We start from the raw sequence: 13,977 nt of genomic DNA, 5'->3' as shown, positions 1-13,977 counted from the left end.
CTTGAACGGCCCGTCCGGCCACCCTCGGGGGAGTGGCCGGACGGGCCGACGACAGTCCGACAGCAACAACCAAGGGGAGGCACCAGCATGAGCGACACCACCAAGGACGAGCCGGTCGTCAAGCCGGACAACACGCACATCACCGACGCCGAGGCCGGCACCGAGGTTCAGCCGCTCAACACGCACATCACCGATGTCAACGACGGCGAGGCCACCCCGGACAACACGCACATCACGTCGGACCCCAGCTAAGACCTTCTCCCACACGGGGATCGGCCGCGACGGCGCGGAGGGGGAGCCGTCGCGGCAGAAGTCTGTCCAGCCTCGACTCCATCCCTTCACAGCTCCTCGATCAGTCCGGCCGCACGGATCACCGCGGCCAACGCGTCTCCGTTCCCGGTGCGCCGGTGGACCTCGAGGCAGGTGTCGGCGAGTTTGATGACGTGTTCGTCGCCGTGGTGGACGGCCAGGGCGAAGACCTCCTCCGCCGACTCGGGGGCCGTGGGGAGGCTGTGCCGGGGTGCGGGTGCGGCGGGGGTGTAGGCCGCGGTCACCGCGGCGCTCGCCGCCCAGGCCGCGTGCAGGCTCGTCGCCCACTGGGAGCGCGGCACGGCGGGCAGGGTGCGCAGGACGGCCATGGGGGCGGTCGCGGCGTGGACCAGCATGACGGCCGAGCCGTGGGCGTTGGCGAGGTAGTGCACGGCCGCGGCGGTCGTCAGGTCGGCCAGGCGGTCCCGGGCCTGGCCGGACTCGGTGGCGGGTCGCAGCGCGGCCAGCGCGGTGGGCCAGTCGGGCAGGTCGGTGAGCTGGTCGAGCCGGTGGTTGATGCCCGCGGTCTGGTCGGGCACGCGCGGGACAGCGGCGAGCGCGGACGCCGGGTCGGCGGTTCCGGCGGGGGTGCTGAACGGGACCCATTGCCAGCGCGCCGCCCAGTAGCCGAGGGCTTGGGCCAGTTCGGTCAGGCGCGGCCCGTCCTCGTGGTCCAGCAGGGCGTGGACCGCGTGGCCGGTGCGGATCACGCCGTGGGTGGCGCCGGCCGCGATGCCCGGCAGCAGCCTTGGCCACCATGTCGCCAGCACCGTACGCCAGGGTCGTTCCGTCACCTCACGGCCGAAGAACGCCAGCCAGTCGCCGAGACGACGCGGGTCCCCGAGCGCCGTGCGCCAGTCGTCGGCCGTGATGGGCGAGGTGCCGCGCGGCAGATCGTCCAGCCGGCGTGTGTAGAGGTCCAACCAGCGGTGCACCTGGCGCGCGTGGCCGTGTCTGACCATGGCTTCCACCGCCATGCCACATGGGGGCCGTGGTTGCTCAGCCAGCCCTCGAACTCCGGTCCCGTCCGGTGCAGCCGTTCGTACGCCTCGTCGAGTGTGCCGTCGATGTCCATGGGCCTGACGGTATGTGCGCGCCGGCCTTTCATCATCGGGCTGCGGATCGAGACGCACCCCTTCTTCGGCACCCCTCCGTCGGGCCTACGTCGTCCCCGGGCCCTGTCGCGTGCGCCCGCGCAACTCCCCCTTCACCACCTTCCCGCTCGCGTTCCTCGGAAGGGCCTCGCCGAACTCCACCTCCCTCGGGACCTTGTAGTTCGCCATTCGCGGCGCGACCACGCGATCAGGTCGTCGGACGTCACCACCGCCCCCGGCCTGCGCACCACGTACGCCTTCCCCACCTCCCCCAGCCGTGCGTCCGGCACGCCGATCACCGCCGCCTCCGCCACGTCCGGGTGCAGGGCCGGCAGTTGCTCTGTCTCCGCCGGGTACGCGTTGAAGCCGCCCACGATGAACATGTCCTTGATGCGGTCCGTGATGCGGAGGTTGCCCCCCGGGTCCAGTACTCCGACGTCGCCCGTGCGGAGCCGCCGTCCGGGGTCAGGGTTTCCGCCGTGGCCGTCTCGTCCGCGAAGTAGCCCCGCATGACGTTGAAGCCCCGGACCAGGATCTCCCCCGGAACTCCCGCGCCGAGCGGTTCTCCCTCCGCGTCCACCACCCGTACCTGCACTCCCGGGATCGGGCGGCCCGATGTCGTCGCTATCACCTCCGGCGGATCACTCCTGCGGCACATCGAGGCCGCCCGGATGGCGCTGATGGGGACCGCCGAGCGTATCTCGGCGCGGCGGGCGTACGAGATCGGACTCGTGTCCGAACTCACCCCGCCAGGCGGCGCCTTGGACGCCGCGGTGCGCTGTGCCGCCGTCGTCGCCTCCTGTCCGCCGGAGGGCGTGCAGGGCACCGTACGGGCGCTGTGGGCGGCGAAGGAGGCGGCAGGGGCGCAGGCACCGGCGCTGATCGCGCTCGGGAACCTGCCGCCGGAGCGGCAGGCGGAGCTGTTCGCGGCTGGCGGAGGGATGGGTTCCGGGTGCGGTGAGGCACCGTTCGGCCCCCTGCGGTCGACACGGTATGGCACGTCCCGACCACAGCGCGTAGCGTCAGGGGTGACGGCCGCCGTCCCGAGCCCCTTCCGTCCGGTCCGGTGCGACGGCCGTCTCGGCCCGCCCAGGGCCTCTCGTTTGGATCATGCCGGCCTCGCGGGGCCTGGCACGCACTCCCCCACTGCCTTGACGGCGTGGGGGCACCCCCAGCGGCGTTGTCGTCGGTCGCCGACTCCCCCACGCTCGAACACGCTCGGCGGGGGGACCCCCATCGCGTTGCCCGCCGCGGTAGCGGCTGATGTCACAGCCTCCTCCGCCTCGCAGCTGCACGCACCAGGCCCCGCTCCCTGATCCGGCCTGATCCGAACGAAAGACCCCAGTGGCTCAGGACGTGCGGGACGTCCCCGTGCCCTTCTCCGCGTCCAGTGCGTACACGCAGCGGTCCTTGCTGCACGCGTACACCACGCCGTCCTTCACCACCGGGGCGCCGGTGATCTCGCCGCCGGTGGCCAGCTTCCAGCGCAGGCGGCCGTCATCGGCCTTCAGCGTGTACAGCAGGTGGTCCGTGGAGCCGAAGTGGATGCGGCCCTCCGCGACCGCCGGGGAGCCCACGATGTCTCCGCCCGCCTGAAAGCGCCACTTGGGGGTGCCGGTGACCGCGTCGAGGGTGTACAGGCCCTTGCCGCTGCCCACGTGGACGTGCCCGGCGGCCACCAGCACCGGGTCGATCGCCGCCCGGGACTCGGTGGCGATGCGCCAGCGGTCGCGGCCGTCCGCCGCGTCGAGGGCGTACACCGTGCCGAGGTAGTCCGCGAGGTAGACGCCGCCGCCCGTCACCGCCGGACCCGGTGCGAAGGCGGGCGGGCTCAGGAAGACCGCCGGCGCCTCGAAGTGCCAGCGCGGCATGCCGCTCGCCACCTCCAGGGCCAGGACCCGGGTGCCGGCACAGACGTACACACAGCCGCCCGTCGCGTGGGCCAGGCGTACCGGGACCCCGCCGCAGGAGGCCGCGTCGCCGATGGGGTACGCCCAGCGCTCCTCGCCGCTGCGGGCGTCCAGGGCGCGCAGCCGGGCGTCCTGCCACACGTACACCGTGCCGTCATGGAGCGCCGGACCCGCCTCCGGGGTCTCGAACTCGGTCTGCGCGCCGGTGAGCTCCCACAGCTTCCGGCCGTCGGACGCCTCCCACGCCTGGAGGCCGCCGCCACGGGTGGCGGTGACGACCGTGCCGCGGTCGGCCTTGAGGGAGTACACCCAGCCGTCCATCTGGAGCCGCCACAGATCGGTGCCCTCGCGGGCGTCCAGGGCGAACAGGGTGGGCCCGTCGGAGGCGTGGACACGGCCGTCCGCGACCGCCATGGACCACGCGACGTCGCGGGTCTTGAAGCGGCGGCGGCCGGTCGCCACGTCCAGGGCGTGCACCTCGAAGGAGGTGACGTAGACCAGGTCGTCGGCGACCGCGGGCGTGCCCCACACGTCGTTCGACATGCGGAAGCGCCACGGGCGCCAGCCGGAGGCGGCCTCCGGGGGCGCGGGCGGCGCGGGGACCGCGGGCGCGGCTCCGGGCGCGCCGTTGACCCCGGCGCCCGGACGGGACCAGGACGCGGCGAGCGCGGCGTGAGGCGGCGGCGCCTTGAGCGCGGCGGCCCGGGCGTCGGCGACCCGCGGCCCGGGTCCGATCGGCACGGAGGCGCCCGCGAGCCGCACCGGCCCGGAGTCGGGCGCGCCGACCGGCATCGGTACCGGGTCGTGGAACGGCGGCGGCACCGGGTCGTGGGAGGGCGGGGGCGGCACCGCGGGGCGCGCGCCGCCGCCGCTGCGGTTGCCGGAGGTGGAGGGCTTGGTGGCGGGGCGCCCGCCCCGGCGGGCCTCGATCAGGGTGACCGCCCTCTCGGGCAGCCACGCCGACGCCGTACCGCTGTCGTCGGAGCCGGAGCCGAACAGGTGCGGGGCGAGCTGGGCCTGGAGGTCGGCCGGGTTGGGGCGGGCGGTGGGGTCCATCTGCATGCACGACTCGATGAGCGGGCGCAGCTCGTCCGGCAGCCCGGACAGGTCCGGGCCCTCGCGCAGCAGCATGAAGACGGTCTCGACGGGGTTGGCGCCGTGGAAGGGGGGATGCCCGGTGGCCGCGAAGACGAGCATCGAGCCGAGCGAGAACACATCGCTGGCACCGGTGACGCTGCGCGAGTCCTTGGCCTGTTCGGGGGACATGTAGGCGGGCGTACCGACGGCCACATTGGTCATGGTCAGACGGGTGTTCGATACGCCGGAGGCGATTCCGAAGTCGATCACCCGGGGGCCGTCCTCGACGACGAGGACGTTCGACGGCTTCAGGTCCCGGTGGACCAGGCCCGCCCCGTGGATGGACTGCAGCGCCTCGGCCACGCCCGCCGCGAGCCAGCGCACCGCCTGGGCCGGCAACGGGCCGCACTCGGTCACTATCTCCTCGAGGGAGGGCGCGGGCACATAGGCGGTGGCGAGCCAGGGCACGGCCGCCCGCGGGTCGGCGTCGACCACGGCGGCGGTGTAGAAGCCGGAGACCGCCCGGGCGGCCTCCACCTCGCGGGTGAAGCGCACCCGGAACAGCTGGTCCTCGGCCAGTTCCGTGCGCACCGTCTTGATCGCCACGCGCCGGCCCGACGCCGAGCGCGCGAGATAGACCAGCCCCATGCCGCCGGCACCCAGCCGTCCCAGCACCTCGAACGGCCCGATCCGCCGCGGATCGTGCTGCGTCAGCTGATCCACCACTTGCCTGCCACCTCCCCGTACGGGTCGCGTCATCCGCCTTGTGCACGCGACCCCGTGCAGCGTCTCACCACCGCACCGCCATGGCGGCACGCACCCCGATTCTTCCTGTCCGGGCGTGTGGAAGCTAACCCGAGGGCGGAACAGGGTGTCTCAGGACAAAAGCATGACGCACGGGGAGACGGGAAGCGGGCGCCCGCATGGTGGAACGGGAGGCCTGCGGGGGCCGTCAGCGCTGGAGAAGCGCGAAACTCGCCCCCTGGTCGTCACTGACCACCGCCACCCGTCCGTACGAGGTCTCGAACGCCGGTACCTGTACGCGCCCGCCCAGCCGGGCCACCGCGCCGAGCGCCGCCGCGCCGTCCCGGACGCCGAAGTGGACGAGGAAGTGCGGCGGCATCTCGGCGGGGAAGACGTCCTCGAGCGGGGCCCGCCCGAAGTCGGGGACGGCGCCGGGGCCGAACAGGGCGTCGTGGAAGAGGCCCGTGTAGAAGGTGTTCGCGGCGGCGGTGTCCCGCGTGTACAGCTCGGCCCAGGTGAAGGAGCCGGGCTCGTGCCGCTTGCCGAAGCCCGCGTGCGCCCCGGCCTGCCAGAGCCCGAACACGGCGCCCTGGGGGTCGGCTGCCAGCGCCGCGGTGCCGAGGCCGTCAACGGGCTCGGGCAGGGCGACGACCTGTCCGCCGGCCGCCAGGACCCGCCGGGCGAGCGCGGTGGCGTCGGGGGTGGCGAAGTACACCGTCCAGACGGTGGGCATCCGCCCGTCGACCTTGCGGGTCAGCGCGGCCACCGGTTCGCCGCCGAGGTGCGCCCACACGGACGAGCCGGGCGCCTCCTCGAAGCTCCACCCGAAGAGCTCACCGTAGAACCGCTTGCCCGCCTCGACGTCGGGCAACTGCGCGTCGATCCAGCACGGAACGCCCTCGGGGAAGGGGCCGCCGTGCGAAGACGATGGCGGATTTTCGGCCATGCTGCCAAGCTAACGTGCACGACCCGTGGAGCGCTCGCGGGCGTACTCCCTTTTCACCGCCCCCGAAGCGGGTGCAGGCCCCTGTACTCCCCATTTGCAGTCGGCCGAATCGCGCTTCGATCACCCCTCGGTAAGCTGACGGCATGACAGGACAAGTGCGTACCGTCGACGGCCGCGTGGCCGGTCGACGCGGGCAGGCGACGCGGCAGAAGCTGCTCGACTGCCTCAGCGAGATGCTCAGCTCCTCGCCTTACCGCGACGTCAAAGTCATTGATGTCGCCCGGAAGGCGGGGACGTCACCGGCGACCTTCTACCAGTACTTCCCGGACGTCGAGGGCGCCGTCCTCGAGATCGCGGGCCAAATGGCCGCGGAGAGCGCCGGGTTGACCCAGCTGCTGGAAGGCCGCTCCTGGGCCGGGAAGGCCGGCTGGCAGACCGCGCAGGAACTCGTGGAAGGTTTCCTGGAGTTCTGGCGCAAACACGACGCCATCCTGCGCGTGGTGGACCTCGGCGCGGCCGAGGGCGACAAGCGCTTCTACAAGATCCGCATGAAGATCCTGAACTCGGTGAACAACTCCCTCGCGGACTCGATCGCCGAGCTCCAGTCCAAGGGCAGGGTCGACAAGGACGTGAACCCGGCGGCCATGGCGGGCGCGCTCGTGGCGATGCTCGCGTCCGTGTCCTCCCACCAGAAGGGCTTCACGTCCTGGGGCGTCAAGCAGGCCGAACTGAAGCCGAACCTCGCGCTGTTGGTGTACCTGGGCGTCACCGGCAGGAAGCCGACGAAGTAGCCCCCGGGCACGGCACTCGCCGCGACGGCGCCAAGTCCTGTCACCCAGGCGGTGTTTCACCCGAGTGGACCACCGCCTGTCGCGCCGTCCGGCCCACCGTGCCAGTGCCCCTCTGCGCGCCCGACGCGCCTGGACGCCACCGGCGCGTCCGCCGCCCGCCCAGTCGCCCTGGTTGTCCTCGGTGAGGGCGAGGGCGGTGGCGAGGGCGGTCCCCGGGACGGCGAGGGAGGCGGTCAGCTCCCCGGCGGCGATCCGGGGCAGCAGTGCGGCGCGCTGGGCGTCGGTGCCCAGGGCGAGCAAGCAGGGGCGCGGCGAGGACCGCGGCGGCGAGCAGCGGGGAGGGAGCGAGGGCCCGGCCCACCTCTTCACAGGCGAGGGCGAGTTCGGTCGTGCCGCAACCCGCACCGCCGTAGGCCTCGGGGAGCGCCAGCCCCGGCAGGCCGAGCTGCCCACCGAGGGTGGCCCACAGGGCGGGGTCGTACCCGGCGGCGGTCCGGGCGGCGGCGCGCACGTCCTCGGGCCCGCGACGCTTGGCCAGCACCTCGCGCGCCGTACGGCGGATCTCGTCCTGTTCGGCGGTGAAGCGGGTGTCCATACGCGACCGCCCCTTTCGCCATCTGATGGAGCGTCATATTAGGGCCGAGCGGCCTTCGCACGCACAGACTCCGGCGACCTCTTATCTGATGTCCCGTCAGCTTATGACTTCCAGGCCCGGTCAACGCGCCGCGATCCGGTGGTGCTGGGGCGGGGGTGAGGGCGGCAGGGACGGCGTTCCCGGGTGGCGGATACTCGGGGCATGGCAACGGATCTTCATGAGCTGCTCAGGTCCCTGCGGGTGTGGGACCCGGAGACCACCGAGCTGCCCGTCTTCGACCCGGCGGCGGCGCCCGGGGAGCCGCTCGCGCTGTTCACGGAGTGGTTCGCGCAGGCGGTGGCGGCGGGGCAGACCGAGCCGCACACCATGTCGCTGGCGACGGCGGACGCGGACGGCACACCCGACGTGCGGATCGTGATGCTGCACGGCGCGGACGCGGACGGCTGGTCGTTCGCGACGCACGCGGGCAGCCGCAAGGGCCGGCAGCTGGCGACCCGGCCGTATGCCGCCCTCGGCTTCTACTGGCCCGTGCAGGGCCGCCAGATCCGGGTGCGCGGCCCGGTCACGGCCGCGCCGTCGCAGGAGGGGCAGGCGGATCTGCACGCCCGCTCGACCGGGGCGCTGGCGGCGGCACTCACGGGCCGCCAGAGCGAAGTACTGGGCTCCACCGAGGAATTGGCACGGGCGTCGGAGCAGGCCTGGGAGCAGGCGCAGCGACAGCCGGACGCCCCGGTCCCGTCCTGGACGCTGTACCGCCTCCGGCCCGAGGAGGTGGAGTTCTTCCAGGGGGACGCGAGGCGCCGGCACGTGCGGCTCCGCTACCACCGTACGGAGGCCGGCTGGGCGACGGAACTGCTGTGGCCGTGAGGGAGCGTCACGCGTCCCCGAACTCGTACATCGCGAAATCCGCCACCGGCCGGTAGCCGAGCCTCTGGTAGAGGCCGTTGCTGCTGGGGTTCGCGAGGTCGGTGAACAGCAGGACCTCCTTGGCGCCCGCGTCGAGCGCGGCCTGGCTGACCGCTGCGGTGGCGCCCCCGGCGTAGCCGCGGCCGCGCAGCGGGGCGGGGGTGTAGACGGTGGCGACGCGGATCTGCCCGGCGACCTCGGGGGTGACGCTCGCCAGGGCCACGGGTGTGCCGTCGGGGAGCTCCCAGAGCGTGACGCCACCGTGTGCGAGCCTTCCCTCGGCCCATCGGTCGGGATCCTGCACCGCCTCCCCGACGTCCGCGCAGAACGCGGCGTACCACCGCGCGACCAGTTCGTGGTCGTCCGCCGCGGCGACGCGGGCGCGACCGGGCGGCGCGGGGTCGGGCGGGGTGAGGGTGCCGAGGCGGTAGAGCCGCTGGCGCATCCCGAGGCGGGCGGGTGCACCGCTGCGGCGCGCCCAGGCGGCGATGAACGCGGCTACCGCCTCCGCCGGTCCCATGACGGACGGCACCGCTCGCCCGTCCTCGGCCAGCCGTGCCGCCAGCGCCTCGGCGGCCCCCTCGGTGAGCGCCGTCAGGTTGAGCGGGTAGGGCGGTGTCCGGAAGACGGTGGCCCGTACGGCGCCGTTGCCGTCCACGAGTCGGCCGAAGTACGGCGCCTCCTCGCCGAACGAGGCGGGTCCGTCCGTCCGCAGCCTGTCGGTGACCGTCAGCTGGACGGTGTGCAGCGCGGGCTCGGACCACAGGAACGCCCCGGCCCGGTCGAGGAAATCCTCGAGGTCATCGGTGAACTGCCAGTCGTACGCGTCTGAGGCCATACGCCACGATCCCGTGAACCACCGTGCCCCGCATGCGATTTACGCCTCCTGGCGGGGAAGTGTCGGCTCCGGGTCGCTCGCGATCCTGGCGTGCAGATGCACGTCCCGGAACGCGTCGTGCCGTCCCGCTGCGAACATCGCGTCGCGCAGCGTCCCCTCGTACCGGAAGCCGCACCGCTCGGCGATACGGCAGGACGCCTCGTGGCCGAGGGCGTGGCCGAGTTCCAGGCGGTGCAGGCCGAGGTCGGTGAGGGCCCAGTGGGCGGCGAGCGCGAGCGCTCGGGTCGCGACGCCGTGGCCACGGGCCTCGGGCAGCACCCAGTAGCCGACGCGGGCCAGGCTCAGGACACGGTCGATCTCGTTGACGCCGATGTGCCCCAGTGTCGTACCGTTCGCCGCGTCCGTGATCCGGAACGACACGCTGCTCCCGTTCGCCGTGCCCTCCGCCTTCAACCGCAGCGACTGGGCCGCGTCGGCCCTGTCCCGCACGATCTTCAGCGGCGTGTTCCACTGCGTGAAATCCGGGTCGGTCAGCCCCCGGAACCATGCCTCGAGGTGGGCGTCTGACCCCGGGTCCCAGAAACTCAACCGCAGACCGTGGCCCTGGAGTTCGGGAACGGGGTGGCTGAGGGTCCTCTCGCGTATGTCGGCCATCGGGCCATTCAATCAATCCAGGCCGGATGCGATCACCGGTTCTCCCCCGGCCGGAATGCGCCCGCTCACCGGAACAGCCGCAACGCGCCGTCCACCGACCAGGTCTGCCACGACATCCCGAACAGCGCCACCACCGAGATCAGCGCCATCATCGAGTTCTGCCCCTGCTCGGCCCAGAAAGAGGATGACCCACCGCTCCGCCACAACCGGTCCGCCTGCGCCACTGGTCCCACCCCCTCCTCCTACAGCCGTGATCAATTCGCAACCGATTCCGGTCTTGACCGAGACCCATCAACGCGGCGCGTGGTTACGCTCCCGCTCATGGCCGACTCGTCTTCCGCTTCACCACATACCGTGGTGCCCGCCCACGAGGACCGACCGGTGTACGTCGTCGGCGGCGGCCCGGGCGGGCTGGCCGCCGCGTACGCGTTGCGCGCCCAGGGCGTACGGGCCGTCGTACTGGAGAAGTCCGACCGGGTCGGAGCGTCCTGGCGGCGCCACTACGACCGGCTGCACCTGCACACCACGCGGCGCCTGTCCGCCCTGCCCGGGCTGCCGATGCCGCGGTCCTTCGGGCGGTGGGTGTCACGCGACGACGTGGTGCGCTACCTGGAGAAGTACGCCGAGCACCACCAGCTGGAGATAGTCACCGGCGTCGAGGTCTCCCGCATCGATCCCGCCCCCGACGGCACCGGCTGGCTGCTGCACGCCACCGGCGGCCGTGAGCTGACCGGCAGCGCGGTCGTCGTCGCCACCGGCTACAACCACACCCCGCGCGTGCCCGACTGGCCCGGCCGCGACGCCTTCACCGGCGAGCTCCTGCACGCCGGCGAGTACCGCAACGCGAAGCCGTACTCCGGCCGTGAGGTCCTCGTCGTCGGCGCCGGCAACACCGGCGCCGAGATCGCCGTCGACCTGGTGGAGGGCGGCGCCTCGCGGGTGCGGCTGTCGGTGCGGACGGCGCCCCACATCCTGCGGCGCTCGACCGCCGGGTGGGCCACCCAGTACACGGGCGTGCTCGTACGGCGGCTGCCGGTGGGGCTCGTCGACCGGCTGGCCCGGCCGGTGACGAGGCTGAGCGTGCCGGACCTGTCGGCGTACGGGCTGCCCCGGCCCGGCACCGGGCTGTACAGCAGGGTCAAGGACGGCTCGATCCCCGTGCAGGACGTCGGGCTCATCGACGCCGTGCGCAAGCGGCGGGTCGAGGTGGTGGCGGCCGTCGAGGGCTTCGAGGGCGGCAAGGTCGTCCTCGCCGACGGCAACCGGATCGAGCCGGACGCCGTGATCGCCGCGACCGGGTACGTCCGCGCCCTGGAGGGCCTGGTCGGGCACCTCGGTGTCCTCGATGCTCGCGGCAGACCGGTCGTCCACGGCGCCCGCACCCCGGACACCGCCCGCGGCCTGTACTTCACCGGCTTCACCAATCCGATCAGCGGGATGCTCCGCGAACTGGCCCTCGACGCACAGAAGATCGCGAAGGCCGTCGCCCGCCAGGTGGAGCGGACACGCGCCGCAGGCTGACATCGACCGGGCGGGGCCGGCACGGGGGCCGCCAGGCGGCGGGGACGACAGGCCGCTGCTGTTCCACAAGGGGCGGTTCCTCTAGGGCCATGCCCAGGACGATCAGCCGGCCGGGTCACGCCAGTGCCGGTGCTCCCGCCGGGCGGCGCCGGATCACCAGGGCCATCAGGGCCGCCGCCGCGCACAGCGCCCCCGCCGCGTACCAGACCACGTCGTACGAGCCGAAGGTGTCCCGTGCCACGCCGCCGAGGAAGGCGACCAGGGCCGCGCCGACCTGGTGGGAGGCCAGGACCCAGCCGAAGACGATGGCGCTGTCCTCGCCGTACTGCTCCCGGCACAGCGCCAGCGTGGGCGGGACCGTGGCGACCCAGTCCAGGCCGTAGAAGACGATGAAGAAGATCATCGGCGGATGGACGGACGGGGCCAGCAGCATGGGCAGGAACAGCAGCGAGGTGCCGCGCAGGGCGTAGTACACGGCGAGCAGGCGGCGCGGCTCGAAGCGGTCCGTGAACCAGCCCGAGGCGATCGTGCCCACCACGTCGAAGACACCGATGACCGCGAGCAGCGAAGCCGCCGCCGTGATCGGCATTCCGTGGTCGTGCGCCGCCGGGACGAAGTGGGTCTGGATCAGGCCGTTGGTGGAGGCGCCGCAGATCGCGAAGGTACCGGCCAGCAGCCAGAACGGGCCCGTGCGCACCGCCGAGAACAGCACGGTGACGGCGCGGCGGGCGGCGCCCCGCGCGGGTTCCGGCTTCGGCACGAACTCCTCCGCGCCGTACGGCTTCAGGCCCGCGTCCGCCGGGTGGTCGCGCAGCAGCAGCCAGACGAAGGGGACGACCGCGAGGGCGGCGAGGGCCACCGTCACCGCGGCCGGGCGCCAGCCGTGGTCCTCCACCATCCAGGACAGCAGGGGCAGGAAGATCAGCTGCCCGGAGGCCGAGCCCGCGGTGAGGATGCCGCTCACCAGACCGCGCCGCGTGGTGAACCAGCGGTTGGTGACCGTCGCCGCGAAGGCCAGCGCCATCGAACCGGAGCCCAGGCCCACCAGCAGGCCCCAGCACAGCAGGAGCTGCCACGGCGCCGTCATCCACACGGTCGCGCCCGAGCCGAGTGCGATCACCACGAGGGCCACGGCGACCACCCTGCGGATGCCGAAGCGGTCCATCAGGGCGGCGGCGAACGGGGCGGTCAGACCGTACAGCGCGAGGTTGATCGACACCGCCGCGCCGATCGTGCCGCGCGACCAGTGGAACTCCTGGTGCAGCGGGTCGATCAGCAGGCCCGGCAGCGAACGGAAGGCCGCGGCGCCGATGATCGTCACGAAGGTGACGGCGGCGACGAACCAGGCGCGGTGGATGCGGGTCGTCCGGGTCGGGTGGGGTTCCTCGACAGTGGGTGCGGTGGCGGTTGTCTGGGTCACGTCATAGATCTTCGGGCCTGACCTCTTTCCGATCGAGTGGCCTGAGGGACAGCATTCGCTAGGATCGGGCCATGACCCGTGAGTCCACGTTCCGGCCGCACCGCGTCGTCGTCCTCGCCCTCGACGGGCTGCTCCCCTTCGAACTGGGCATCCCGCACCGGATCTTCGGGCGTCCCAAGGACGCCGAAGGCCGGCATCTGTACGAGGTCGTCACCTGCTCCGTCCGGCCACCGGGCCCGGTCGAGACGGACGCCGACTTCTCCATCCACGTCGAGAACGGCCCGGAGGCCCTGGCCACCGCAGACACCGTGATCGTCCCGGCGTCCTACGAGCTGGGCCCGGTCTTCGACGAGGGCGTGCTGACCGACGAGCTGGCCGCCGCGCTCGCCCGTATCCGGCCCGGCACCCGGCTCGCCTCCATCTGCACCGGCGTCTACGTCTTCGCCGCCGCCGGCCTTCTCGACGGGCGTCCCGCCACCACGCACTGGGCCGAGGCGGAGCACCTCCAGCGGCTCTTTCCCCGGATCAAGGTCGATCCGGACGTCCTGTTCATCGACGACGGCGACATCCTGACCTCCGCGGGCGTCGCAGCCGGGATCGACCTGTGCCTGCACATGGTGCGCCGCGACCACGGCAGCGCCGTCGCCAACGACGTGGCCCGCCGCACGGTCGTCCCGCCTCACCGCGACGGCGGCCAGGCGCAGTACATCCACCGCCCGGTACCCGAGACGCAGCCGGCGACCACCACCGCCGCCCGCGCCTGGGCGCTCGGCCGCCTCCACGAACCCATCCAGCTGCGCGACATGGCGGAGCAGGAGGCCATGTCCGTACGCACCTTCACACGCCGTTTCCGCGAGGAGGTCGGCATGAGCCCGGGCCAGTGGCTCACCCAGCAGCGGGTCGAACGGGCCCGCCATCTGCTGGAGTCCACCGACCTGTCGATGGACCAGGTGGCGCGGGACGCCGGTTTCGGCACCTCCCAGTCGATGCGCCAGCACCTCCAGGCGGCCCTCGGCGTCACGCCCACCACATACCGGCGCACCTTCCGCATGGGGGCCGCCGACCCGGTCGTCACTCCCTAGTCCCGTTCTTCGCACATGGTTTTCTGATGCCCGCCGGTGACCGGCGCTGGGCTGGCTCGTTGGTTGCGGTATGGCTGTCATATCGGGTCA

At 72.9% G+C, this 13,977-nt stretch carries 10 protein-coding genes and 5 pseudogenes; 6 read left to right on the top strand and 9 right to left on the bottom strand.

Going from position 1 to position 13,977, the window contains the following annotated elements; genetic code table 11:
- Positions 1–87 precede the first annotated feature (87 nt).
- Complete coding sequence (locus AB0N14_RS30425) at positions 88–252, top strand: hypothetical protein (protein WP_263230536.1); 165 nt, start codon at positions 88–90, stop codon at positions 250–252.
- Positions 253–338: 86 nt separating this feature from the next.
- On the opposite strand, the pseudogene AB0N14_RS30420 reads toward AB0N14_RS30425, so the two are convergent.
- Both AB0N14_RS30420 and AB0N14_RS30415 read right to left on the bottom strand, forming a co-directional pair.
- Positions 339–1,384 (bottom strand): annotated as a pseudogene (locus AB0N14_RS30420) (questin oxidase family protein).
- An 85-nt stretch (positions 1,385–1,469) separates the two neighbouring features.
- Positions 1,470–2,064: pseudogene (locus tag AB0N14_RS30415) on the bottom strand (AMP-binding protein); the annotation flags it as partial.
- On the opposite strand from AB0N14_RS30415, the pseudogene AB0N14_RS30410 reads away from it, so the two are divergent.
- Positions 2,051–2,353: pseudogene (locus AB0N14_RS30410) on the top strand (enoyl-CoA hydratase/isomerase family protein); the annotation flags it as partial. The pseudogenes AB0N14_RS30415 and AB0N14_RS30410 overlap by 14 nt on opposite strands.
- A gap of 399 nt (positions 2,354–2,752) precedes the next feature.
- Here the strand turns inward: AB0N14_RS30410 and AB0N14_RS30405 are convergent.
- Positions 2,753–5,116 carry a serine/threonine-protein kinase gene (locus AB0N14_RS30405; protein WP_366028909.1) on the bottom strand — a complete coding sequence of 788 codons (2,364 nt, stop codon included), beginning with the start codon at positions 5,114–5,116 and terminating at the stop codon, positions 2,753–2,755.
- Positions 5,117–5,342: 226 nt separating this feature from the next.
- Positions 5,343–6,080: a VOC family protein gene (locus AB0N14_RS30400; protein ID WP_366028908.1), complete on the bottom strand. Its 738-nt coding sequence runs from the start codon at positions 6,078–6,080 to the stop codon at positions 5,343–5,345.
- A gap of 155 nt (positions 6,081–6,235) precedes the next feature.
- On the opposite strand from AB0N14_RS30400, the gene AB0N14_RS30395 reads away from it, so the two are divergent.
- Positions 6,236–6,871 (top strand): TetR family transcriptional regulator, encoded by a 636-nt coding sequence (locus AB0N14_RS30395; RefSeq protein ID WP_366028962.1) that lies wholly within the window; start codon positions 6,236–6,238, stop codon positions 6,869–6,871.
- 120 nt (positions 6,872–6,991) lie between these two features.
- Here the strand turns inward: AB0N14_RS30395 and AB0N14_RS30390 are convergent.
- Positions 6,992–7,466 (bottom strand): annotated as a pseudogene (locus AB0N14_RS30390) (acyl-CoA dehydrogenase family protein); the annotation flags it as partial.
- A 201-nt stretch (positions 7,467–7,667) separates the two neighbouring features.
- On the opposite strand from AB0N14_RS30390, the gene AB0N14_RS30385 reads away from it, so the two are divergent.
- Positions 7,668–8,333: a pyridoxal 5'-phosphate synthase gene (locus AB0N14_RS30385; protein ID WP_366028907.1), complete on the top strand. Its 666-nt coding sequence runs from the start codon at positions 7,668–7,670 to the stop codon at positions 8,331–8,333.
- Between the two features lie 7 nt (positions 8,334–8,340).
- Here AB0N14_RS30385 and AB0N14_RS30380 read toward each other — a convergent pair whose 3' ends face one another.
- From AB0N14_RS30380 to AB0N14_RS30370, 3 genes and pseudogenes are all read right to left on the bottom strand, one after another.
- Entirely contained in the window at positions 8,341–9,210 is an 870-nt protein-coding gene (locus AB0N14_RS30380) for a GNAT family N-acetyltransferase (RefSeq protein WP_366028906.1), read from the bottom strand.
- A gap of 39 nt (positions 9,211–9,249) precedes the next feature.
- Positions 9,250–9,864, bottom strand: coding sequence for a GNAT family protein (locus AB0N14_RS30375; protein WP_366028905.1), 615 nt, complete (start codon positions 9,862–9,864; stop codon positions 9,250–9,252).
- 65 nt (positions 9,865–9,929) lie between these two features.
- Positions 9,930–10,040: pseudogene (locus AB0N14_RS30370) on the bottom strand (DoxX family protein); the annotation flags it as partial.
- 145 nt (positions 10,041–10,185) lie between these two features.
- On the opposite strand from AB0N14_RS30370, the gene AB0N14_RS30365 reads away from it, so the two are divergent.
- A complete protein-coding gene (locus AB0N14_RS30365; protein WP_366028904.1) occupies positions 10,186–11,385 on the top strand; it encodes an NAD(P)/FAD-dependent oxidoreductase in 1,200 nt (399 codons plus the stop codon).
- Between the two features lie 115 nt (positions 11,386–11,500).
- Here the strand turns inward: AB0N14_RS30365 and AB0N14_RS30360 are convergent, their stop codons facing one another.
- On the bottom strand, positions 11,501–12,805 hold the full coding sequence (locus AB0N14_RS30360; protein WP_366028903.1) for an MFS transporter: 1,305 nt from the start codon (positions 12,803–12,805) through the stop codon (positions 11,501–11,503).
- 71 nt (positions 12,806–12,876) lie between these two features.
- On the opposite strand from AB0N14_RS30360, the gene AB0N14_RS30355 reads away from it, so the two are divergent.
- Positions 12,877–13,887 carry a helix-turn-helix domain-containing protein gene (locus AB0N14_RS30355; RefSeq protein WP_366028902.1) on the top strand — a complete coding sequence of 337 codons (1,011 nt, stop codon included), beginning with the start codon at positions 12,877–12,879 and terminating at the stop codon, positions 13,885–13,887.
- Positions 13,888–13,977: the final 90 nt, after the last annotated feature.

The sequence above is a fragment of the Streptomyces sp. NPDC051104 genome (assembly GCF_040682835.1).
GTDB lineage: Bacteria > Actinomycetota > Actinomycetes > Streptomycetales > Streptomycetaceae > Streptomyces > Streptomyces cynarae.
This window is presented reverse-complemented; position numbering and strand designations above follow the sequence as displayed.

What these genes read in the sequence shown, in the direction of transcription:
- AB0N14_RS30425 (WP_263230536.1), top strand. Translation starts at nt 88, where the DNA reads ATGAGCGACACCACCAAGGACGAGCCGGTCGTCAAGCCGGACAACACG.
- AB0N14_RS30400 (WP_366028908.1), bottom strand. Translation starts at nt 6,080, where the DNA reads ATGGCCGAAAATCCGCCATCGTCTTCGCACGGCGGCCCCTTCCCCGAG.
- AB0N14_RS30385 (WP_366028907.1), top strand. Translation starts at nt 7,668, where the DNA reads ATGGCAACGGATCTTCATGAGCTGCTCAGGTCCCTGCGGGTGTGGGAC.
- AB0N14_RS30380 (WP_366028906.1), bottom strand. Translation starts at nt 9,210, where the DNA reads ATGGCCTCAGACGCGTACGACTGGCAGTTCACCGATGACCTCGAGGAT.
- AB0N14_RS30375 (WP_366028905.1), bottom strand. Translation starts at nt 9,864, where the DNA reads ATGGCCGACATACGCGAGAGGACCCTCAGCCACCCCGTTCCCGAACTC.
- AB0N14_RS30365 (WP_366028904.1), top strand. Translation starts at nt 10,186, where the DNA reads ATGGCCGACTCGTCTTCCGCTTCACCACATACCGTGGTGCCCGCCCAC.
- AB0N14_RS30355 (WP_366028902.1), top strand. Translation starts at nt 12,877, where the DNA reads ATGACCCGTGAGTCCACGTTCCGGCCGCACCGCGTCGTCGTCCTCGCC.